Origin of the sequence: Methylobacterium sp. GXF4 (assembly GCF_000272495.1) — a bacterium.
Classification (GTDB): domain Bacteria; phylum Pseudomonadota; class Alphaproteobacteria; order Rhizobiales; family Beijerinckiaceae; genus Methylobacterium; species Methylobacterium brachiatum.
On sequence record NZ_AKFK01000050.1, the window covers coordinates 131,415 to 154,601 of the forward strand.

General features: G+C 71.2%; 14 protein-coding genes and 1 tRNA gene. 8 read left to right on the forward strand and 7 right to left on the reverse strand.

The genetic code is table 11. The features are described 5' to 3' along the window. Window positions 1-48 precede the first annotated feature (48 nt). A complete protein-coding gene (locus tag WYO_RS32120; RefSeq protein WP_007560801.1) occupies window positions 49-2,337 on the forward strand; it encodes a family 16 glycosylhydrolase in 2,289 nt (762 codons plus the stop codon). A gap of 311 nt (window positions 2,338-2,648) precedes the next feature. Here WYO_RS32120 and WYO_RS07440 read toward each other — a convergent pair whose 3' ends face one another. Together WYO_RS07440 and WYO_RS07445 are read right to left on the reverse strand one after the other, a co-directional pair. Then, window positions 2,649-4,325: an ATP-binding cassette domain-containing protein gene (locus tag WYO_RS07440; RefSeq protein WP_007560803.1), complete on the reverse strand. Its 1,677-nt coding sequence runs from the start codon at window positions 4,323-4,325 to the stop codon at window positions 2,649-2,651. Then, the gene (locus WYO_RS07445) at window positions 4,322-5,968 is read right to left on the reverse strand and encodes an ATP-binding cassette domain-containing protein (protein WP_039902503.1); all 1,647 of its coding nucleotides are present in this window, start codon (window positions 5,966-5,968) and stop codon (window positions 4,322-4,324) included. Before WYO_RS07445 ends, WYO_RS07440 begins: the two co-directional genes overlap by 4 nt. 103 nt (window positions 5,969-6,071) lie before the next feature. On the opposite strand from WYO_RS07445, the gene WYO_RS07450 reads away from it, so the two are divergent. The 3 genes from WYO_RS07450 to cydX all read left to right on the forward strand — a co-directional run bounded on the left by WYO_RS07450 (window position 6,072) and on the right by cydX (window position 9,075). After that, window positions 6,072-7,661, forward strand: a complete 1,590-nt coding sequence (locus WYO_RS07450) for a cytochrome ubiquinol oxidase subunit I (RefSeq protein WP_007560807.1) — start codon at window positions 6,072-6,074, stop codon at window positions 7,659-7,661. Between the two features lie 69 nt (window positions 7,662-7,730). Continuing rightward, window positions 7,731-8,885, forward strand: a complete 1,155-nt coding sequence (gene cydB / locus WYO_RS07455; protein WP_007560809.1) for a cytochrome d ubiquinol oxidase subunit II — start codon at window positions 7,731-7,733, stop codon at window positions 8,883-8,885. A gap of 58 nt (window positions 8,886-8,943) precedes the next feature. Further along, window positions 8,944-9,075, forward strand: a complete 132-nt coding sequence (gene cydX / locus WYO_RS29760; protein ID WP_007560811.1) for a cytochrome bd-I oxidase subunit CydX — start codon at window positions 8,944-8,946, stop codon at window positions 9,073-9,075. A gap of 477 nt (window positions 9,076-9,552) precedes the next feature. Here cydX and WYO_RS07465 read toward each other — a convergent pair. The 4 genes from WYO_RS07465 to WYO_RS07480 all read right to left on the reverse strand — a co-directional run bounded on the left by WYO_RS07465 (window position 9,553) and on the right by WYO_RS07480 (window position 13,913). Next, a tRNA-Gln gene (locus tag WYO_RS07465) sits at window positions 9,553-9,627 on the reverse strand. Window positions 9,628-9,756: 129 nt separating this feature from the next. After that, window positions 9,757-11,334 (reverse strand): aldehyde dehydrogenase (NADP(+)), encoded by a 1,578-nt coding sequence (locus tag WYO_RS07470; RefSeq protein ID WP_007560813.1) that lies wholly within the window; start codon window positions 11,332-11,334, stop codon window positions 9,757-9,759. Window positions 11,335-11,397: 63 nt separating this feature from the next. Next, window positions 11,398-13,068, reverse strand: coding sequence for a thiamine pyrophosphate-binding protein (locus WYO_RS07475; protein WP_007560815.1), 1,671 nt, complete (start codon window positions 13,066-13,068; stop codon window positions 11,398-11,400). A 152-nt stretch (window positions 13,069-13,220) separates the two neighbouring features. Further along, complete coding sequence (locus WYO_RS07480; RefSeq protein ID WP_007560817.1) at window positions 13,221-13,913, reverse strand: GntR family transcriptional regulator; 693 nt, start codon at window positions 13,911-13,913, stop codon at window positions 13,221-13,223. 186 nt (window positions 13,914-14,099) lie between these two features. Here WYO_RS07480 and WYO_RS07485 point away from each other — a divergent pair, with 186 nt between their 5' ends. From WYO_RS07485 to WYO_RS07500, 4 genes are all read left to right on the forward strand, one after another. Beyond that, complete coding sequence (locus WYO_RS07485; protein WP_007560819.1) at window positions 14,100-14,819, forward strand: ribonuclease activity regulator RraA; 720 nt, start codon at window positions 14,100-14,102, stop codon at window positions 14,817-14,819. Window positions 14,820-14,879: 60 nt separating this feature from the next. Then, window positions 14,880-16,250: an MFS transporter gene (locus WYO_RS07490; protein WP_007560821.1), complete on the forward strand. Its 1,371-nt coding sequence runs from the start codon at window positions 14,880-14,882 to the stop codon at window positions 16,248-16,250. Then, entirely contained in the window at window positions 16,250-17,980 is a 1,731-nt protein-coding gene (araD, locus tag WYO_RS07495; RefSeq protein ID WP_007560822.1) for an L-arabinonate dehydratase, read from the forward strand. The genes WYO_RS07490 and araD overlap by 1 nt, the downstream gene beginning before the upstream one ends. 110 nt (window positions 17,981-18,090) lie before the next feature. Then, window positions 18,091-19,095, forward strand: a complete 1,005-nt coding sequence (locus WYO_RS07500) for an SMP-30/gluconolactonase/LRE family protein (RefSeq protein ID WP_007560823.1) — start codon at window positions 18,091-18,093, stop codon at window positions 19,093-19,095. A 238-nt stretch (window positions 19,096-19,333) separates the two neighbouring features. Here WYO_RS07500 and metH read toward each other — a convergent pair whose 3' ends face one another. Further along, window positions 19,334-23,086: a methionine synthase gene (gene metH / locus WYO_RS07505; protein ID WP_007560825.1), complete on the reverse strand. Its 3,753-nt coding sequence runs from the start codon at window positions 23,084-23,086 to the stop codon at window positions 19,334-19,336. Between the last annotated feature and the right edge of the window lie 101 nt (window positions 23,087-23,187).

The window sequence follows — 23,187 nt, forward strand, 5'->3', positions numbered from 1 at the left end:
TGCTGCGATCGCAGAATCGCGCCTTGTCGAAAGTCTGGGGGAATAGTCATGGTCGATCTGACCGGTTACAAGCTGACCTTCGACGAAGAATTCAACACCCGCAGTATCTCGCAGACCGGCGCCGGCACGACCTGGGCCGATATTCGCGCGCAGGATCGCGGCGACGCCAACGCCGATGTCGGATTCGGCCATTCCTCCTTCGTGGACAAAGGCTCCGGCTACGACCCCTTCCAGGTCCAGAACGGTGCCCTGTCGATCACCGCGGTGCCGGACAGGACGACGTCGGGCGTGCCCGGCAGCTGGGAATCCGGCCTGCTGACCACGCAGGGCAATTTCTCCCAGACCTACGGGTATTTCGAGGTCCGGGCCGACTTCTCCGAGCAGGTCGGCGCCTGGGACGCGTTCTGGCTGCTGCCGAACCAGCAGAAGCCCGACCCGCACAATGCCGGGCAGCATCAGGAACTCGACGTCGTCGAGCGCTACGGCGACGGGCCCAGCACCGTCTACAGCACGATCCACACCACGGACCAGACGCCGAACATCCCCTGGCAGCAGAACCGCCAGGTCACCAGCGTGATGCCGAACCAGAACGGCTACCACACCTACGGCATGGACTGGCAGGCCGACCGGATCAGCTTCTACGTCGACGGCCAGATGACCGGCTCGCAGGCCACCCCGTCGGACCTGCACAGCCCGATGTACATGCTGGTCGATCTGGCCACGCAGGGCGGCGGCAGCAACAACGCCGACATCGCCCGCACGGCGATCACCTCGAAGATCGACTACGTCCGCGCCTACTCGAAGGATTCGTCCGCCGTCGCCGTGAGGCAGGACGCGGTGTCGAGCCCGGACGGCAAGGATCCGGGCCTGTACGGCGCCACCTCGGCGGCCGCATCGACACCCGCGACCGCCGCCAATCCGACGCCGAGCGCGACGACGAGTGCAGCCCCGTCGAGCAGCGCGGCCGGCGCGGCGAGCGCGACGCCCTCCCCCGCATCGTCTTCGGGCGCGAGCAGCCCGACCACCGCCGCGGCCACGACCGCCGGCGCGCCAGCGGCCAAGCCGGCGACCGGCTCGACGACCGGCACCGCATCGGGGACCGGCACCGCGACGGCCAACACCGCCGGATCGACGACGGGATCCGGCAGCACGAAGGACGCGACCCCGAGTTCCCCCGTCTCGACCGCCCCGGCCAGCGCCGCGCCGAGCGCGACGGGCTCGAGCACCGGCAGCGCAGCGCCTCAGGCCACAGCCCCGTCGACCGGCCCGGCCAGGAGCGAGACCGTCGCGCCGGCTCCGGCCAGCGCCGCCCCGAACCCGGTCAGCGCGACAAGTTCGGCGACCGGCAGCACGCACCCGGTGACCGCCGGCGCCGCGCCGCAGACCACAACCGTGACGCCCAATGCGGCAGCGGCGCCGAGCCCGGCCGCCAGTGGCGCCGCCGCACCTGCCGCCCAGACGGGCTCGGCCAGCACGGCGAGCCCCGGCACGAATGTGGGGACGCACGCGACCCCCGCCGCCACGACACCGGCCCCATCCGCAATCCCGGCACCGAGTTCCGCGGGCAGCACGACCCCGACCGCGAGCGCCACCACGCCGACCGCACAGGCCAGCGTCCCCGCCAATCCGGCCGCGCCCGCCAGTGCGACCCCTTCCGCCCCCGGCGCGACGACCCCGGTCGCCTCGCAGCGCGCCAATGGCATGGCCAACACCGCGCCCGCGGGATCGAACACCGCCGGGTCCGCCGGCACGACGGCCTCGGATTCCGCATCGGCGGGGATCTCCCCCGTCACGACCGCGCCCGTCACCGCAGCCCCGACGGCAGCCCCGACCGCGGCACCCAGCCCGACGAGCCCGTCTTCGACGGCCACGGCCAGCGCGAGCGGCCTCGCCACCACCCCGGCCGCGAGCCCCGCGCCGACAAGCCCAGTGCAGCCGACCACCATCGTCCCGACCAGCCCGACGGCTAGTCCGACCAACGTCACGGCCAACACGGCGCAGCCCGCCCTCGCCAGCGCCGCGGGCGCGAGCCGCTCACCGGCACCGAGCCTGCAAGCCCCGAGCAGCGCCTCACCCGCCTCGGCGCCGACCGCCACGAGCCCGACCAACCCGATCAGCGCGGCCGCGCCGACGAGCGCGAGCGGTGCCGGCGCCCAGGTCTCTGCCGGAGCCCCTGCGGCGGCCAAGACCGCCACTTATCAGACGTTCTCCATCTCCGAGAGCCAGCGAAAAGCCGCCCTCTCCATGATGCAGAAGCTCAGCCACGCCGAGCCCCACCAAACGCCATCGACCAACTGGTTCAGCAAGCTTTCCAATATCCTGATGCATCTCTGGTAGGCCGAGGCCGCCTTCGCTCGAACGCTTGGGCAGCGCCGGACCGAGCCGCGATCGGGCGCTGCCAAGAGACGGGACAGCCACAACTCGGTCGCGACACCGGGAGATGCGCGGAGCGCTCGGTGTTTGGTCCCGCTATGTGGTGGCACGATGGACCACGCTTCCCGCGAGGGATGCCGGATGGGCGCGCCTGGCACCGCCGATGCCGGGTGGCTGCAAGGGTAAGCGCGGGCCTGCCCTGGAGTGCGGTGGCGTCGGGGTGCCGGTGTAGCGGGGCAGCCGGAGCCGGTCGTAGCGGGCGCGGAGATCGGGGTTCATGAGGCGCAGATTGCCGCCGGTGCCGGGCTCGGGCCCTGATCCAGAGCGAAAGGCGGCGCCAGCACGAAGCGGCGGCCCGGCAGCGCGAGATCGGGGCGGTGGCTCGTGAGCACGACGACGCGGTCGCGCCATAGCGTCAGGAGGCCTGCGAGGATGCGGGCGGCCTGATCGTCGCCGAGATGCTCGGCGGGCTCATCGAGCAGGATCACCGGGGTCGGGCTCAGGGCGGCGCGGGCGAGGTTGAGGCGCTGCGCCTCGCCGAGTGACAGGCTCCCCTCGCCGATCCAGGCGTCGAGGCCGCCGCCGGAGCGGATGCGGGTGTCGAGTTCGACCGCGGCGAGCGCCGCCCAGAGTTCCGCATCCGCGGCATCGGGCGCGAACAGATTCTCCCGCACGGTGTCGGCCAGGATGGCCGCGTCGTGCAGGCCGAGATGCGCCGCCGCCCGCCTCTCCTGCGCGCAGAGGCGGGTGCCCCCCAGGCGGATTTCGTCCCCGGGGCGGTCCTCGCCCCAGCCCGCGAGGGCCTTCAGCAGGGTGGTCTTGCCGCAGCCGCTGGCGCCGACGAGGATCAGGGCGAGGCCGGGCAAAACCGTGAGGTCCGGCACCGGGCCGAGATCGCGCCCCTCCGGTGTGCGCAGCCGCAGGCCGTGCAGGGTGAGCGGCCCGGCGGCACCGCAGGGTGCGCTCGCCTCTGCGGCCGCGCTCGCCTCGGACGGAAAAGTCCCGCGCGCGAGGCGGGCGCGGACGGCGCCGAGGAGTGACCGGGGCAGCGCGAGCAGCGGCTCGGCGAGCCCGAGCCAGCCGAAGGCCAGGAAGCCAGCGGGCAGGAGGCCGGTGCCGCGGGCGCCCGCGCTCCAGGCAGCGAGCAGCGTGGCCAGGGCCGCGGTTGGGCCGGCCAGGGCCAGCACAGCTTCGAGCCGGGCCAGCGCCCGCCGCCCGGAGGCGCCCGTCCGCTCCGCGGCGCGGATCGGGTCGAGGGCGTCGCGCAGGCTGGCCGCGCGTCGGCCTTCCGCATCGAGGGGGATGGCCCCCGCGAGTGCCGCGCCGAGGTCGACCGACGCGGCCCGGCGTGCGGCCCGCGTCCCGGCCTCGATGGCGGCGAGCCGACGCGCCGTGCGGCGGGCGAGGAGGGTTGCGGCGAGCGCGAGCCCGGCGAGCGGCAGCAGGGCGAGCGGCGCGAGAAGGGTGGTCGCGGCCAGGAGCGCGAGGAGCGCCGCTCCGGTGATCGCGAGCGGGAAGGCGACACGCAGCCGGGCGTAGTCGACGTCGGCCACGTCGTCGATGAAGTCGGCCAGCCGCTCCGGGCGGCCGAGCTGCCAGCCCGCGGCGCGGCTCTCCGGCGCCCGGGCCAGGGCCGCGAACAAGCCCGCTCGGCGGCGGACCTGATCGGCGAGCGCCGCGCGGTGCCCGGTCATGCGCTCGCCGTAGCGCGCACCCGTGCGCAGCAGCGCGAAGAGGCGCACCAGGGCGGCCGGATGGTGAAAGTTGAAGGCGAAGGCCGCCGGCCCCGCGCCGGCGAGCGCCACTGCGGCCAGGAAGGCGATTGCGGTGCCGGCCAGGGCCAGATTTGCGGCGAGCGCCAGGGCCGCGAGGGCGAAGGCGAGGTGCCAGCCCCGGCTCCAGATGCGGTTTCGGGCGCCGGCCGTGCCGGCCGCGGACGACGAGCGGATCATGCGGCCTGTCTTTCGAGCGGGGTGGCGCCAAGGCTCACCCGCCGGTCGGCGAGCGCCGCCAGCGCGGGGTCGTGGGTCGCGACGACGACGAGGCGGTGGCGGGCGGCCGCCCGCAGGGCCTGCCGGACCCGCGCCGCGTTGACCGGATCGAGCTTGGCGGTCGGCTCGTCGCAGAAGGCCAGGCCCGGCCGCAGCAGGAGCCGCGCCACCGCGATCCGCATCCGCTGGCCGCCGGAGAGGTTTTCCGCCCCCGCCCGGACAGGGGCATCGAGGCCGCCCGGCCAGTGCGGGTCGTCGGCGAGGCCGAGCGCGGCGGCCGCCCGTGCCACCGCCTCGGGCGGTGCCACGACGCCGTCGGTCAGCGCGTGATGCAGCGTACCGGCCGGAACGGGATTCTCCAGGGAGACCCAGGTTCTCGGGCCCGCCTCCGGCAGCCGCACCGCACCGGCGCGCGGCGCCTCGACCCCGGCCAATACCCGCAGCAGGGTCGATTTGCCGGCCCCGCTCGGCCCCGTGAGCGCGACGAGGCCCGTCCGCGGCAGGTCGAAATCCGGGACCGGCCCGGTATGGGGCAGGACGAGGCCGCGCACGCCCGGCGCCTCGAGGCGCGGCCCGACGATCACGGCCCCCGCGGTCGCGTCCTGCGGAAACACCCAGGCGAGGGCGTCCGCGGCGGCCTCGCCCTCCGCCTTGGCGTGATAGAGCTCGGCGTAGCGGCGGAACGGTGCGAAATACTCGGGCGCGAGCAGCAGGATCAGCAGGCTCTGCCAGAGCGCGAGCCCGGCAAAGCCCGGGATCTCGGCGAGGCCGAGATGGCCCAGGCCGAGGAAGACCGCCAGGATCGCGATCGTGAGCGACGAGAAGAAGTCGAGCACGCCCGCATTGAGGAAGGCGACCGCCAGCACGCCCATGGTGCCGACGCTATAGGCCCTGAGCCGCCGGTCGAGCTTGCCCGCCTCGTGCGCGAGGCTGTGGGCGGCCAGGATTGTCGGCAGCGCCCGCACGCGGTCGGCGAACTGGGTCGCCAGTCGCCCGAGCGCCGCCTCCTGCGCCGCGGCGCGCTCCCGGATCATCCCGCCGACGAGGGCGAAGAAGACGATCATCACCGGGCTCGCGAGGACAAGGGCGAGCGCAGCCTGCCACGAGACCGAAGCGAGGGTGGCCGCCGTCAGCAGGGGCCCAAGCGCCATCATGCGCCGCGCGGCGGCGTGGCCGACAACGAGGCGGGCGAGTGCCCCCGGATGGCGCTGCAGGCCGGCGATCAGCGCGCCCCTGGGCAGCGCCGTGGCGGTGCGGGCCGGCATCGCCGTCAGCTGCGCCTGCGCGGCATCGATCAGCCCTGCGCCGACCTCCGCCTCCAGCACCGCGCTGCGCCCCTCGATCGCCGCGGCGAGCCATGCGCCCGCGAGCGCGCAGGCCACCGCGAGGCCCAGTGCCGGATCGTCGAGCTCGCCCGTCTCGATCAACGCGCCAGTCAGCCGCGCGAGTGCCACGGCGCCTCCGAGCGCCGCGGCGCTGCGCAGGGCGTGGAGCCCGTGGATGCGGCGCAGGCCGGCGCGCGCCGCCTCGCGGGCGAGGCCGAGGGCGGCGGGCGCGGGACGGGCGCCGGTTCGGCGGAGGCGGATCGTTCGCGGACGGGACATGCCGCCTTGTGCGCGAGGACGGCCGAGCGCGGCTTTGATCTGGGTCAAGGCGCCCATGCCGCCTCCGGGGCGACAGGCTTTGCAGGACGCCGAGGACTCTTCCATGACCGACCCGCTGCTCGTCGATCTGTCGCGCCTGCAATTCGCGCTGACGGCGATGTACCACTTCCTGTTCGTGCCCCTGACACTGGGGCTCTCGATCCTGGTCGCCATGATGGAGACCGTCTACGTGATGACGCGCCGGAAGGTCTGGCGCGACATGACGAAGTTCTGGGGCCTCCTGTTCGGGATCAACTTCGCGCTCGGCGTCGCCACCGGCCTGACCATGGAGTTCCAGTTCGGGATGAACTGGGCCTATTACTCCCACTACGTCGGCGACGTGTTCGGGGCCCCGCTCGCGATCGAGGGCCTGATGGCCTTCTTCCTGGAGGCGACGTTCGTCGGGCTGTTCTTCTTCGGCTGGGACAAGCTCTCGGCCCTGGCCCACTGCGTCGTCACGTGGCTGATGGCGCTGGGCACGAATTTCTCGGCGCTCTGGATCCTGATCGCCAACGGCTGGATGCAGAATCCGGTGGGCTCCGCCTTCAACCCGGATACGATGCGCATGGAGGTGACCGACTTCGCCGCCGTCCTGCTCAATCCGGTCGCGCAGGCGAAGTTCGTTCACACGGTCTCGGCCGGCTACGTCTGCGGCGCGGTCTTCGTGCTCGGCGTCTCGGCCCTCTACATCCTGCGGGGCCGGCACCTGGAACTGGCCAAGCGCTCCTTCGCCATCGCGGCAGCCTTCGGGCTGGCCTCGGCGCTCAGCGTCGTCGTGCTCGGCGACGAGAGCGGCTACGCCATCACCGACCACCAGAAGATGAAGCTCGCCGCCATGGAGGCGATGTGGCACACGGAGCCCGCGCCCGCCGCCTTCACGGCCGTGGGCATCCCGGATCTGGAGAGCCGCACGACGCGCTACGCCCTCCACATCCCCTACGCGATGGGCCTGATCGGCACCCGCTCGCTCACGACCGAGATCCCCGGCATCACCGAGCTCGTCGCGCACGCCAAGGACCGCATCCGCAACGGGCTCGTCGCCTACGCGGCCCTGGAGCGGATCAAGGCCGACCGTAACGATGCCCAGGCCCGCGCCGACTTCGCCCGGACGCAAGCCGATCTCGGCTACGCCCAGCTCCTCAAGCCGCTGATCGGCGACCCGCGGACGGCGACCGAGGCCGACATCGATCGGGCGGCGTGGTCGACCGTGCCGCATGTGCCGTCGATCTTCTTCACCTTCCGGGCGATGGTGGCCTGCGGCTTTCTCCTGATCGCCCTGTTCGGGGCCGCGCTCTGGCACACGGCGCGGGAGGCGGAGGCGCCCCGCTGGCTCTTCAAGGCGGCGCTGCTGGCTCTGCCGCTGCCCTGGATCGCCATCGAGTTCGGCTGGTTCGTTGCCGAGTTCGGCCGCCAGCCCTGGATCATCGAGGGCGTACTGCCGACCGCGCTCGCCACCTCCGAACTCGGGATCCCCTCCCTGCTCATCACCATCGCCGGCTTCACCCTCGTCTACGGCGTGCTGGCGGTGATCGAGGTGCGGCTGATGCTGCGGGCCATCGCCAAGGGTCCCGAGACGCTGGCCGAGGATCCGGCGGCGCTCTTCCCCGGCCAGACCGTGAACGGGACCGGCGCACGCCTCGCCGCCGCCGAGTAACCCCCTCCCTCCCCTTCCTTCGGGGGCCGGCCGATCCCGGTCGCGCCTCCCTGCCGAGGAGTTTCCCGCATGCTCGCCCTTCTCTCGGACTATGAAAGCCTACGCCTGATCTGGTGGGTCCTGCTCGGCGTCCTGCTGATCGGCTTTGCCGTCACCGACGGCTTCGATCTCGGCGTGGGCGCGCTCCTGCCCTTCGTCGCCCGCACCGACATCGAGCGGCGGCTGGCGATCCATACCGTCTCGGCGACCTGGGAAGGCAATCAGGTCTGGCTGGTGCTCGGCGGGGGCGCGATCTTCGCCGCGTGGCCGGCGCTCTACGCGCTGAGCTTCTCCGGCTTCTATCTCGCCATGTTCCTCGTGCTGTTCGCGCTGATCCTGCGGCCGGTGGCCTTCAAGTACCGCTCGAAGAACGAGAGCCCGGCTTGGCGCGCGCGATGGGACGCCGCGCTCTTCGTCGGCGGGGCGGTGCCGGCCCTGATCTTCGGCGTCGCCGTCGGCAACGTGCTCCAGGGCGTCCCCTTCCACTTCACGGACGACCTGCGGCCGATCTACGGCGGCACGCTGCTCGGCCTGCTCAACCCGCTCGCGCTCCTCTGCGGCGGCCTCTCGGTGGCGATGCTGGTGGCCCACGGGGCGGCGTGGCTCGCCTTCAAGGCCGAGGGGCCGGTCGCCGAGCGCGCCCGCGCCATCGGAGGGCGGGCGGCGCTCGCCACCGCGGCGCTCTTCGCGCTCGGCGGCCTGCTGGTCTGGGCCGGGGCCTTCGGCGGCTACCGGGTCGTGACCGCGCTGCCCGGCGACGGCCCCTCGAACCCGCTCGCCAAGGAGGTCGTCACGGAAGCCGGCGCATGGCTCGCGAATTTCCGCGCGCATCCGGCCCTCGCCCTCGTCCCGCTCCTCGGCATCGTAGCGCCGCTGCTCGCCATGATGGGCTTCCGCGCCCGGCGGGAGGGCCTGACCCTGCTGGCCTCGAAGCTCGGCATCGCCTGCATCATCGCCACGGTCGGCCTCGCGATGTTTCCCGTCATCCTGCCGTCGAGCACGCATCCGGGCCACGCGCTCACCGTCTTCGACGCCTCCTCCAGCCGGGCGACGTTGCGCAACATGCTGATCGCGACGGTGGTCTTCCTGCCGATCATCCTCGCCTACACGGCCTGGGTCTACCGGGTGCTCTGGGGGAAGGTCTCCGAGCGCGACATCACCGCCCCCGGCTCGGCGGCCTATTGAGCTCGCTCCGCGGCCGGGTGGCCGCGGGCTTCCTCCCCACTCTCGAAGGAGTTCGACAATGTGGTATTTCGCCTGGGTCCTCGGCCTCGGCCTCGCCGCGGCGGCCGGGGTGCTGAACGCCCTGTGGTACGAGTTGCGCTCCGTTCGCGAAGCGCCGCCCGAGATCACACCGCTGCTCCCGACACCCTGATCGACAGGCGGATCGTCGATCAGACACGTTCCCCGCCCAATGTTGCGGGGGACCTGAGGATGAGCAGAGGGCCAGGGTGCGCGGCCGCTTGCGGCAGGCACGTCGGGCCCGACCCATCCTGCAGCCTCGGTAGAGGACCCATAGGCGCCTGTGCGCATGGCGGGATCATCCCGAACGCGGAGGCTTTCCGCGTTGAGCCCTCAGCCGAGTGTGCACGCCCTGGCTGGTCGCTGGTGCCGCGGCTCAACGCGACCGTGGTGGAGTTCCGCTTTACGGAGGCACCAAGCGGTCGTGCCCGCCCATCGCAACGGACTCGCCGTCGTCACCGATATGCCGGCCCACGCCGGTAAAGGTTAGAACACAGTGGCAACGCCCTGTCCTGTGGACAAGCGCGTGCAACAGCGCTGCGTACAATCGGCCGTGCCGCGGGAGCGGCTGCGACCAGCTTAACAACAGATCACTGATTGAGCGGAGGCTTGGCTGGGGCGCCAGGATTCGAACCTGGGAATGGCGGTACCAAAAACCGCTGCCTTACCACTTGGCGACGCCCCACCGTGGGCTGGGGCTGTCTAGACGGGGAGTCTCGGCGTTGCAAGCGCTCGATCGGGCGCAAACTGCGCCGTTCGAGATTGGGGCGCGCGGGGAGGGACGGGCCGGCCCGTCCCCGCGCGCCCGGTCGCGTCAGCGGCGCTCGAGAACGCCGTCGATCCGGCGCGGCAGGCCGAGGGGGTTGGCTTGTTTCAGGGCCGCGGGAAGCAGCGCGTCGGGGAGGTCCTGGTAGCTCACCGGCCGCAGGAACCGGTCGATCGCGAGGCTGCCCACCGAGGTCGTGCGCCCGTCGGAGGTCGCCGGATACGGGCCGCCATGGACCATGGCGTGGGCCACCTCCACCCCGGTGCCGAAGCCGTCGACCAGGATGCGGCCGACCCGGCGCTCCAGCAGCGGCAGCAGGTCCCGCACGGCCGCATGGTCCTCGGGCGTGATGTGCAGGGAGGCGGTGAGCTGGCCTTCGAGATGCTCCAGGACCTTCCGCATCGCGGCGAGGTCGGGGCAGCGCACCACCAGGGCCGCGGCGCCGAACATCTCCTCCTGCAGCTCGGGCTCCGCCAGGAAGGCGCTCGAATCGGTGGCGAACAGGGCCGCCCGGCCCTGGGTCGCGGTGCCTTCCGGTCCCTCGGCGAGGCGCGTGACCGCGGCGTGGCCGGCGAGCCGCGCGACGCCCTCGCAATAGGCCTTGTGGATGCCCGGGGTCAGCATGGTCGCGGCGGGCGTCTCCCGCAGGGCGGCCGTGGCCGAGGCCAGGAAGGCGTCGAGGCCCGGGCCCGGCACCGCCAGGATCAAGCCCGGATTGGTGCAGAACTGGCCGGCGCCGAGCGTCAGGGAGGCCGCGAAGGCCCGGCCGATCGCCTCGCCCCGGGCCGCCAGGGCGCCCGGGAACAGCAGGACCGGGTTGATGCTGCTCATCTCGGCATAGACCGGGATCGGGTGCGGGCGCTTGGCCGCGATCTCCATCAGGGCGGTGCCACCCCGGCGCGATCCGGTGAAGCCCACCGCGGCGATGCGGGGATCGGCCACCAGCCCCTGCCCGATCGACTGGCCGGCATCGAACAGCAGCGCGAACACCCCTTCGGGCAAGCCGCTCGCGGCCACCGCCTTCTGGATCGCCCGGCCGACCAGCTCCGAGGTGCCGGGATGGGCCGGATGGGCCTTGACGATCACCGGGCAGCCGGCCGCCAGCGCCGAGGCGGTGTCGCCCCCGGCCACCGAGAAGGCGAGCGGGAAGTTGCTGGCGCCGAACACCGCCACCGGTCCGAGCGCGACCTTGCGCAGGCGCAGGTCCGGCCGCGGCAGCGGCTTGCGGTCCGGCAGGGCCGGGTCGATGCGGATCTCGAAGGCGCTGCCCTCGCGCAACACGCCGGCGAACAGGCGCAGCTGGCCGACGGTGCGGCCGCGCTCGCCCTCGATCCGCGGCCGGGGCAGCCCGGTCTCCTGCATGCAGCGGGTGACGAGGTCGTCGCCGATATCGAGGATGTTGGCGGCGATCGTCTCGAGGAAGGCCGCCCGGGTCTCCGGATCGGTCTCGCGGTAGGTGTCGAAGGCGGCCTCCGCCAGGGCGCAGGCCCGGTCGAGATCCTGGAGGCTCGCGCCGGGGAACTCGGGCTCCAGGGCCTGGCCGGTGGCCGCCTCCACGGCCCGGAATGCCGCCTGCGTGCCTCGCTGGGCCTGGGCGCCGATCAGGTTTTCGCCACGCACGGTCATCGTCGACTCCTGTTCGTATGGGTACGGAGGATCCGCACCGGGTCGGTGTTCAGGGAAGGCCTCTCAGCCCTCGCGTGCCGCCAGGGCCTTCGCGCGGATCGCCGCGAGGGTCATGGTCGGTGTCAGCGCCTCCGGATCGACGAGGCAGTGGATCATCGCCGGCATGCCGGCGGCGAGGCTGCGCTCGAAGGCCGGGGCGAACTCTTCGGTCCGCTCGACGCGCTCGCCGTGGCCGCCGCAGGAGCGGGCCAGGGCGGCGAAATCGGGATTGCGCAGCTCGGTCGCCGAGACGCGTCCGGGATACTCGCGCTCCTGGTGCATCCGGATCGTGCCGTACATGCCGTTGTCGAGGACCACGACGATGATGGCGACGCCGTATTGCACGGCGGTGGCGAATTCCTGCACGGTCATCATCACGTCGCCGTCGCCGGCGAGCGTCACGACGATCCGCTCGGGGAGGCTGCGCTTGGCCATCACGGCGGCGGGCAGGCCGTAGCCCATCGAGCCCGAGGTCGGGGCGAGCTGCGTGCCGAAGGCGCGGAACCGGTAGTAGCGGTGCACCCAGGTGGCGAAGTTGCCGGCGCCGTTGCAGATCACCGCCTCCGGCGGCAGCCGCTCGCGCAGCCAGGCGATCGCCGCGCCGTACTGGAATGAGCCGGGCTTCGGCTCCGGGGTTTCCGACCAGGCGCGGTAGGAGGCGTGCGCCTCGGCGGCGCGGCCGGTCCGGGGGGCATCATAGGCCGGCAGGGCCGCGCAGAACGCTTCCGGGGTGGCCTGGATCGCCAGCGCCGGCTGGTAGACCCTTCCGAGTTCCGCCGGGTCCGGGTGGACATGGACCAGCGGCAGGCCGGGATTGGGAATGCCGAGGAGGCCGTAGGATTGGGCCGGCATCTCGGACAGGCGCCCGCCGACCATGAGCAGCAGGTCGGCCTCCTTGATCCGGGCCAGGAGGGCCGGGTTCGGCCCGATCCCGAGCTCGCCGGCGAAATTCGGATGGTCGGCGGAGAACAGGTTGGCGCGCCGGAACGACACCGCCACCGGCACGTCGTGGCGCTCCGCCCATCCGGCCAGGGCCGTGCGGGCCGATTCGGTCCAGCGCGCGCCGCCGAGCAGCACCATCGGCTGCCGCGCCGCGGCGAGCAGCGCGCGCAGCCGCTCCACATCGCCCGGCGCCGGCGCCGGCTCGGCCGGGACGACCCGGGGGGCGTCGGCCACCGCCGCGACATCGTCGAGCATGTCCTCCGGCAGGGCGATCACCACCGGGCCCGGCCGGCCCTGGAGCGCGACCCGGAAGGCCCGGGCGAGGATCTCCGGGATGCGGGCCGCGTCGTCGATCTCCACCGCCCATTTGGCCAGGCCGCCGAACATCTGCCGGTAATCGACCTCCTGGAATGCCTCCCGGTCCCGCATCGCCCGGGCGATCTGGCCGACGAACAGGATCATCGGGGTCGAATCCTGGCGCGCGATATGGACGCCCGCCGAGGCGTTGGTGGCCCCGGGCCCGCGGGTGACGAAGCAGATGCCGGGGCGCCCCGTGAGCTTGCCGGCGGCCTCGGCCATGATCGCGGCGCCGCCTTCCTGGCGGCAGACGAGCACGTCGATGCCGCTGTCGCGCAGCGCATCGAGCACGGCCAGGTAGCTCTCGCCGGGGACGCAGGTGACCCGCTCCACGCCCTGGGCGATCAGCTGATCGACGAGCACCTGCGCGCCGGTGCGTTGGGGCAATCCGCTCAAGTCGTTTCTCCCTGGCGTTGACGGCGCCCCGGAGCATGTCCCCAGGAGCAGCCGGCCGGCCTCTCGCGGCCTTGGCCTGACCGATGCCGTTTCCTGGGATGCGACTGATATCTCAGTCCCAAGATAGGGCTGCGGGCGGCGTGGTCAACCTGTCAGACCAGGGGCTGGCGGTCGAGGGCCCGGCGCGTCATCCGGTCGAGGAGGTCGAACAGCCTGCCGATTTCGGCAAGCGCCCGCTCGCAGTTGTGAGCGGCGATCCCGCCCACGATCGCCGCGTGGATGCCGGCGCAGTCGAGGAAGCTGGCGGTGGGTTCGTGGGCGTACCAGAAGCGCCGCGACTGGGCGTGGAGCGGGCCCATCGTGCCGGTCAGGGTCGTGTTGTACGCCGCCGCGACCATCGCCTCGTGCAGGGCGCGCTTCAGCCGGAAATAGACCTCGCGGTCCCGGGCCGCGGCGGCCGCGAGCAGGCCCTCGGTGCGCGCCTGCAAGGTCGCCATGTCGTCGTCCGAGGCGCGGGCGATTACGCAGCGGGCGACCAATTCGTCGAGCGGGCGCCGGACTTCCAGCAGCTCGAGGTGCTTGATGATGTCCACCTGCGTGACCAGCACGCCGCGGCGCGGATGGACTTCGACGAAGCCGATCGCCTTGAGGCGCGCCAGGGCCTCGCGGACCGGGGTGCGCCCGAGGGCCAGTTCCGCACCGAGCTCCCCCTCCGACACCATCGCGCCCGGCGCGAGGCGCCGGCTGATGATCATCTGCTCGATCGCGTCGTAGGCGGTCTCGGACAGGGAACGCGGCCGCCTGGCATCGACCTGCATTCCGAACGCGTCGGCGCCCGCCGACAAAATCCGCTCCCCGGCCAAGCTGCCCCCCGTCTGTCCCGAAGCCCCCGCCTGCTCCGGTTGACAATGGCTCCGGTGGGCGTCCTACTCAAGCCCTGAGATATCACTGGTCGCCCAGGGCGCATCCGCGCCGGCCGGATCCTCGATGATCCGGGTTCGACGGCGACCGCTTTCAGGGGGATGATGCGGATGCCCGGGCTATCCATCGCGACGCGTGACAAGCTCAAGACCGTCAGCACGGCGACGCTGATGACCGCCTTGTTCAAGCGCGGCCTGCGCAACCAGATGATCCAGGGCGTGCGCCCGCTCAAAGGCGGCGGCGCCACGATGGTCGGCGAGGCCTTCACCCTGCGCTACATCCCGGCCCGCGAGGACCTGAACCCGATCACGGTGTTCCGGGACCGGACGCATCCGCAGCGCAAGGCGGTGGAGGATTGCCCGCCCGGCGCGGTGTTCGTGATCGACAGCCGCAAGGATGCGCGCGCGGCCTCGGCCGGCTCGATCCTGGCGACGCGGCTGATGGTGCGCGGCTGCGCCGGTCTCGTCACCGACGGCGGCTTTCGCGACGCCGACGAGATCGCCCGACTCGACATGCCGAGCTACCATGTGCGTCCCTCGGCGCCGACCAACCTCACCCATCATCAGGCGATCGACATCAACGTGCCGATCGGCTGCGGCGACGCCCCGGTCTTCCCGGGCGACGTGATCGTGGGTGACGGCGACGGCGTGGCGGTGATTCCCGCCCACCTCGCCGACGAGATCGCCGACGAGGCCGTCGAGATGACCGCCTACGAGGATTTCGTCACCGAGGAGGTCCGCAAGGGCCGCTCCATCCTGGGCCTCTATCCTGCCACCGACGAGCAGAGTCTCGCCGACTTCGCCGCGTGGCGGAAGCAGAACGGGCGCTGACGGCGCCCGATACCGATCGGCGTGAAGCCGGCACCGAAAACGCAAGATTGGGAGGGGGCTATGTCGGGGGGCATGCCTGCGGTCTCGGCGCTGCCGGAGATCGAGCGGCGCACGGTCGCGAAGGTTTCGTGGCGGCTGCTGCCGCTCATCGTGTTGATCTACTTCATCGCCTACATGGACCGCACGAATGTGGGCTTCGCCTCGTTCGGGCTGAACCGGGAGTTCGGCTTCTCGGCGACCATTTACGGCTGGGGCGCGGGGATCTTCTTCCTCGGCTACGTCATCTTCGAGATACCGAGCAACCTCCTCCTGGAGCGCAACGGCGCCCGGCTCTGGATCGCCCGGATCATGGTCACCTGGGGCCTGGTCGCGGGCGCCATGGCCTTCATCACCGGCCCGGTGAGCTTCCTGACGATGCGCTTCCTGCTCGGGGTGGCCGAGGCCGGCTTCTTCCCGGGCATGATCCTGTACTTCACCTACTGGTTTCCCCGGCGCTACCGGGCCCGGGTGGTGGCGGCCCTGTTCCTGGCGGTGCCGGGCTCGAACGCCCTCACGGCGGTGATCTCCGGCGCGCTGCTCCAGCTCGACGGCGTGCTCGGCCTGTACGGCTGGCAGTGGCTGTTCATCCTGGAAGCGGTGCCCTCGATCCTGCTGGCCTTCGTCGTGCTCGCCTTGATGACCGACCGCCCCGCCAAGGCTGCCTGGCTCGCGCCGGAGGAGCGAACCTGGCTTGAGGACACGTTGGAGGCCGAGCGCCGGAACACGGTCCAGGCGCACGGGCATTTCACGCTCAAGCAGGCGCTGACCGACCGCCGGGTTCTGGCGCTCGCGGCGATCTACTTCTTCATCGGCACGGCGACCTACGGCATCACCTTCTTCCTGCCGCCGATCCTCAAGAGCCTGAAGCTCACGGACTGGGAGACCGGCCTGGCCACCGCGGTGCCCTACGTCGTCGGCACCGTGGGTATGGTCGCCTGGAGCTGGTCGTCGGACCGGAACGACGAGCGGCGCTGGCACTTCGTGGTCGCCGGGGTGATCGCCATGCTCGGCCTGATCGCTGCGGGGCCGATGCTGGGCAGCCTCTGGTCGCTTACGGCGATGTCCGTGGCCGCGATCGGGCTCTACGGCACCAAGCCCGCCTTCTGGGCGATGCCCGGCGAGTTCCTGTCGGGACCGGCCGCGGCCGGGGGCATTGCGCTGATCAATGCGATCGGCAATCTCGGCGGCTTCGTCGGCCCCTACGTTCTGGGCTGGCTGAAGGACGCCACCGGCACCTATGAGGCCGGCCTGTATTTCCTCGCCGCCTGCGCGCTCGCCTCCGCGACGATTACCTTCCTGGCGGTCCGGCCGGGCGCGACGGGGGCGGGCCGGGGCGGCACGGCGGGCCGACCGGCCGCCGCGACCGAGCGCGTGAGACCGGAGACCGTCTGATGAACGCACACAAGAAGACCCTCGGCGATCTGCGCAGCCAGCGCTGGTTCGGCGCCACCGACCTGCGCAGCTTCGGTCACCGCTCGCGCATGCTCCAGATGGGCTACGAGCGCGCCGACTTCACCGGCAAGCCGATCGTCGGGATCATCAACACCTGGAGCGACATCAACCCCTGCCACCTCCACTTCCGCGAGCGGGTGGAGCAGGTGAAGCGCGGGGTCTGGCAGGCGGGGGGCTTCCCGATCGAGCTGCCGGCGCTCTCCCTCTCGGAGAACTTCGTCAAGCCGACCACGATGCTCTACCGCAACCTCCTGGCCATGGAGGTGGAGGAACTGCTGCGCCAGCACCCGGTGGACGGAGCGGTGCTGATGGGCGGTTGCGACAAGACCACGCCGGGCACGGTGATGGGCGGCATCTCCATGAACCTGCCGATGATCTTCCTGCCGGCCGGGCCGATGATGCGCGGGCATTCCGGCGGCAAGATCCTCGGCTCGGGCTCCGACGTGTGGAAATACTGGGCCGAGAAGGAAGCCGGCACGATCACCACGCAGCAGTGGAACGACATGGAGGCGGGCATCGCCCGCACCTTCGGCACCTGCATGACCATGGGCACCGCCTCGACCATGACCTCGATCGCCGAGGCGCTCGGCCTGTCCCTGCCGGGCGCGGCCTCGATCCCGGCGGCCGATGCCGACCATCCGCGCATGGCCAGCGCCTGCGGCCGGCGCATCGTCGAGATGATCTGGGAGGACCTGAAACCGTCCGACATCCTCGACCGGCGCTCGGTGGAGAACGCCCTCGTGGTCCACAACGCCCTGGCCGGCTCGACCAACGCGATGATCCATCTGGTGGCGATGGCGGGCCGGGCCGGGATCCCGATCAAGCTGTCCGAATTCGACGATTTCGCCCAGAAGGTGCCGGTGATCGCCAACCTGCGGCCCTCGGGCGCTTGGCTGATGGAGGATTTCCATATCGCCGGCGGCATCCGGGCGCTGATGGTGCGGCTGTCCCCCCTCCTCCACCTCGACGCCCGCTCGGTCACCGGCGGCACGATCGGCGACGGGCTCGCCGGCATGAGCGTCTACAACGACGACGTCATCCGCCCCCTGGACAAGCCGATCGTCGAATCCGGCGGCACCGCGATCCTGTACGGCAACCTCGCGCCGCATGGCTGCGTGATCAAGCCGCCGGCCGCCGATCCGCGTTTCCTCAAGCATACCGGGCCGGCCCTGGTGTTCGACGATTACGACGCCATGAGCGCGGCGGTGAACGACCTCGACCTCGACGTCACCCCGGACCACATCATGGTCCTGCGCAATGCCGGCCCGATCGGCGGCCCGGGCATGCCGGAATGGGGCATGCTGCCGATCCCGAAGGTCCTGCTCCGGCAGGGCGTGCGCGACATGCTGCGGATCTCGGACGCGCGCATGAGCGGCACCAGCTACGGCGCCTGCATCCTGCACGTCTCGCCGGAATCGGCGGCCGGGGGTCCGCTGGCGGCCGTGCGCAACGGTGACCTGATCACCGTCGACGTGTCCGAGCGGCGCATCCACCTGCATCTGGACGAGGCCGAGATCGCCGCGCGCGTCGCTTCGTTCGTGCCGCCGGACCGGGCCTATCCCCGGGGCTACAACCGCCTGTTCGCCCAGCACGTGCGGCAGGCGCATGAGGGCTGCGACTTCGACTTCCTCGAGGGCGCCGGAGGCATTCCCGAGCCGGAAATTCACTGACCCGCGCGCTCCCCGCGGACCGACGTCTCAGCCCGGGGCAAGGCAGCACGGCCAAACAACGATCCACGAATCGTGGACGAAGCCGGCGGCTGACCGGACAGGGAGGATACATGGCGACGATCGCACGCAGAGGCCTGCTCGCGGGCGCGGCCCTGCTCGGGGCGGCCCGGGCGGCCGGGGCCGGGTGGGAGCCGTCGCAGCGCGTGCCCGATCCCGCCGTCGAGGTGCTCGACCCGGCCTTCGCCAAGTACCGCATCCCCTCCGCCACCGTGGAACGTGTCGCCACCGGCCTGCGCTGGGCCGAGGGGCCGGTCTGGTTCGGCGACATGGGCGCGCTGCTGTTCAGCGACGTGGTCAACGACCGGATCATGCGCTGGGACGAGGCCTCCGGGGCGCTCACAATGTTCCGCAAGCCGTCCGCCTACGCCAACGGCAACACCCGGGACCGGCAGGGCCGCCTCGTCACCTGCCAGCACAAGTCCCGCAGCGTCACCCGGACCGAGCATGACGGCTCGATCACCACGCTGCTCGACCGGTTCGACGGCAAGCCGCTCAATTCACCCAACGACGTCGTGTGCCATTCCGACGGTGCGATCTGGTTCACCGATCCGGCCTTCGGCCCCAACCCGCACGAGTCGATGGCGGCGCCGGAGCTCCCGGGCAATGTCTACCGGATCGACCCGGCGACCGGGCAGGCGAGCGTCGCGGTGGCCGGTCTCGCGGGACCGAACGGGCTGGCCTTCTCGCCGGACGAGTCGAAGCTCTACGTCATCGAGGCGCGCGCCAAGCCGAACCGCCTGATCCGCGTCTACGACGTGGTCGAGACCGGCACCAGGACCGCCAACGGACGGGTGTTCTACGACGCCGGCACCGGCACGCCGGACGGCTTCCGGATCGATGTCGACGGCAACCTCTGGTGCGGCTGGGGTATGAGCGAGGCCGAGGACGGCGTGCTCATCCTCTCGTCCCAGGCCAAGCCGATCGGCCGGATCCGTTTGCCCGAGCGCTGCGCCAACCTCTGCTTCGGCGGCCTCAACCGCAACCTACTGCTGATGACCGCCTCGCATTCGGTCTACGCGCTCTACGTCAACACCCGCGGCGCCGGGACCTGCTGACGCGGGTCGCTCAGAGTTCCTTCGAAAGAGCCGAAACGCATCGTCATTCCGGGGCCGCACAGCGGAGCCCGGAATCCAGAGCCGCCGAGCTTGCCGGCTTTGAGCAACCCGCGTCGCATCGTTCGGGCTCGCCTGTGGTTCTGGATTCCGGGCTCTCGCCTGCAGCGAGCCCCGGAATGACGACGCGGGTGTTCAGGCGCCGCAAGGCGTCCCTCACAACCGATGCTTGCCGAGCCCCCTACTCCGCCGCTTCCGCCAGGTACCGCGTCGGGTCGTAGTTCAGGATCGGCCCGAGCCAGCGCTCGACCTCGCGGATATCCATGCCCTTGCGCAGGGCGTAGTCTTCGACCTGGTCCCGCTCGACCTTGGCGACGCCGAAATAGTGCGCCTGCGGATGCGCCAGGTAGAGCCCCGAGACCGAGGAGCCCGGCCACATGGCGTAGGACTCGGTGAGCTTCACCCCGATCCGCCGCTCGGCCTTCAGCAGGTCGAACAGCTGCGTCTTCTCGGTGTGGTCGGGCTGGGACGGATAGCCCGGAGCCGGGCGGATCCCGTCATAGGGCTCGCTCGCCAGCTCGGCGGGCGAATAATGCTCGTCCGGCGCGTAGCCCCAGAATTCCCGGCGGACGCGCTCGTGCATGCGCTCGGCGAAGGCCTCGGCGATCCGGTCGGCCAGCGCCTTCACCAGGATCGCCCGGTAATCGTCGTTGGCCCGCTCGAACCGCTCGGCGATCCGAACCTCCTCCAGGCCGGCCGTGACCACGAAGCCGCCGACGTAATCGGCGATGCCGGTCTCCGCGGGGGCCACGAAGTCCGACAGGCAGGTGTTGGGCCGCCCGTCGCGCTTCGAGAGCTGCTGGCGCAGGCCGTGGAAGGTCGCGAGCCGGTCGCTGCGGCTCTCGCCTTTGTAGAGCACGATGTCGTCGCCGACGCTGTTGGCCGGCCAGAAGCCGATCACGCCTTTCGGGTTGAACCAGCGCTCGGCCACGATCTGCTTGAGCATCTCCTGCGCGTCCTCGTAGAGGGCGCGGGCGGCCGGACCCTGGTCCGGATCGTCGAGGATCGCCGGGAAGCGGCCCTTGAACTCGTAGGTCTGCAGGAACGGCGTCCAGTCGATATACGGCACGAGGTCGGCGACTTCGTAGGAGCCGAACACCCGGGCATCCGTGAAGGCCGGCTTCTTCGGGGCATAGCCCGACCAGTCGATCTTGAAGGCGTTGGCCCGGGCCTTGGCCAGGGGCAGCCGCTGCTTGTCGAGCTCCGAGCGGGCATGGGCGGCCGAGACCTTGGCGTATTCGGCGCGCACGGTCTCGATCGTCGAGTCGCGGGTCTCCTTGGACAGCAGGCTCGACACGACGCCGACGGCGCGGCTCGCATCGGTGACGTAGACCGCCTGGCCCTTGGCATAGGCCGGGTGGATCTTCACCGCCGTGTGCACCCGGCTGGTGGTGGCACCGCCGATCAGCAGCGGCACGGAGAAGCCCTCGCGCTCCATCTCACCGGCGACATGGACCATCTCGTCGAGCGACGGGGTGATCAGGCCGGACAGGCCGACGATGTCGACATTCTCCTTGCGCGCCACGTCGAGGATCTTGGCGGCCGGGACCATCACGCCGAGATCGATGATCTCGTAGTTGTTGCAGGCCAGCACGACGCCGACGATGTTCTTGCCGATGTCGTGGACGTCGCCCTTCACGGTGGCCATCAGCACCTTGCCGGCGGCCTGGCGCTTGCCGTCGCCGCCATTGGCGCGCTTCTCCTCCTCCATGAACGGCTCGAGATAGGCCACCGCCTGCTTCATCACCCGGGCGGACTTCACCACCTGGGGCAGGAACATCTTGCCGGCGCCGAACAGGTCGCCGACGACGTTCATGCCGGCCATCAGCGGGCCCTCGATGACGTGGAGCGGACGCTCGACGCCGGCCCGCGCCTCCTCGGTGTCGGCGATGATGTACTCGGTGATGCCGTTGACCAGCGCGTGCTCGATGCGCTTGGCCACCGGGGCCTCGCGCCAGGTCAGGTCGGCGGTCTTGGCCTGGGCGGAGGCGCCGGTCTTGAAGCGCTCGGCCGATTCCAGCAGCCGCTCGGTGGAATCGTCGCGGCGGTTGAGGACCACGTCCTCGCACAGCTCCCGCAGCTCCGCCGGGATCTCGTCGTAGACGGCGAGCTGGCCGGCATTGACGATGCCCATATCCATCCCGGCCTGGATGCAGTGGTACAGAAACACCGCGTGCATCGCCTCGCGCACCGGCTCGTTGCCGCGGAACGCGAAGCTCAGGTTCGAGACGCCGCCCGAGATATGGGCGTGCGGCAGGGTCCCGCGGATCGTCCGGGTCGCCTCGATGAAGGCGACGCCGTAGCCGTTATGCTCCTCGATGCCGGTGGCGACCGCGAAGATGTTCGGATCGAAGATGATGTCTTCCGGCGGGTAGCCGACCTGCTCGGTCAGGATCCGGTAGGCCTTGGTGCAGATCTCGACCTTGCGCTCGTAGGTATCCGCCTGGCCCTGCTCGTCGAAGGCCATCACCACCACGGCGGCGCCGTAGGAGCGGCAGACGCGAGCCGCCTCGATGAACTTCTCCTCGCCCTCCTTCATGGAGATCGAGTTCACGATCGCCTTGCCCTGGATGCATTTCAGGCCGGCCTCGATCACCTCGAACTTCGAGGAATCGACCATCACCGGCACCCGGGCGATGTCGGGCTCGGCGGCGACGAGGTTGAGGAACTCGACCATCGCCTTCTGCGAGTCGAGCAGGCCCTCGTCCATGTTGACGTCGATCACCTGGGCGCCGGCGGCGACCTGATCCCGGGCGACGTCCAGGGCGGCGGCGTAGTCGCCGTTGGTGATGAGCTTCCTGAACTTGGCCGACCCGGTGACGTTGGTGCGCTCACCGACGTTCACGAACGGGATTTCCTTGGTCAGGACGAAGGGCTCCAGCCCCGAGAGCCGCATCAGGCGCGGGATCTCGGGGATCTGCCGGGGCGTCTTGCCGGCGACCGATTCGCTGATCGCCCGGATATGGTCCGGCGTCGTGCCGCAGCAGCCGCCGACCATGTTGACGAGGCCGGCTTCAGCGAACTCGCCGACCAGCTTGCCCATGGCCTCGGGGCTCTCGTCGTAGAGGCCGAACTCGTTGGGCAGGCCGGCATTCGGGTAGGCGCAGACCAGGGTGTCGCAGATCCGCGACAGCTCGGCGATGTGGCCGCGCATCTCGCGGGCGCCCAGCGCGCAGTTGAGGCCGAAGGTCAGCGGATCGGAGTGGCGCAGGGCGTTCCAGAACGCCGCCGGGGTCTGGCCCGAGAGGGTCCGGCCCGACAGGTCGGTGATCGTGCCGGAGATCTGGATCGGCAGGCGGATCCCGGTCTCCTCGAACACCGCCCAGGCCGCGGCCACCGCCGCCTTGGCGTTGAGCGTGTCGAAGATCGTCTCGATCAGGATCAGCTCGGCGCCGCCGGCGATGAGGCCGCGGACCTGCTCCATATAGGCGGTCTTGACCTGGTCGAAGGTCACGGCGCGGTAGCCGGGATTGTTCACGTCCGGCGAGATCGACAGGGTGCGGTTCGTCGGGCCGATGGCGCCGGCGACGAAGCGGCGGCGGCCGTCCTGCTTCTCGGCGAGCTGCGCGGCCTCGCGGGCGAGGCGCGCGCCCTCCCGGTTCAGGTCGTGGATGATCGATTCGAGGCCATAATCGGCTTGCGCGATCGTGGTGCCCGAGAAGGTGTTGGTCTCGCAGACGTCGGCGCCGGCGAGGAAGTAATCCAGGTGGATCTGCCGGATCGCGTCCGGCTGGGTCAGGATCAGGAGGTCGTTGTTGCCCTTCTGATCGTTCGGGTGATCCTTGAAGCGGTCGCCGCGGAAATCCGCCTCGGTCAGCCCGAGGCGCTGGATCACCGTGCCCATCGCCCCGTCGAGGACGAGGATCTTCTCCGACGCGCGGGTCCGCAGCGCGGATGCGATCTCGGTGCCGTCGACGGGGGGAAAGTCAGTCATGATCGGTCCCAACAGACCACCTCAGCCGAGGTGCCGTAGCGAAGCGGGGGCCTCGGAGGAGGCCCCCAGATGTCGTGTCGATCCCTGGAGCCCTCCTTCGA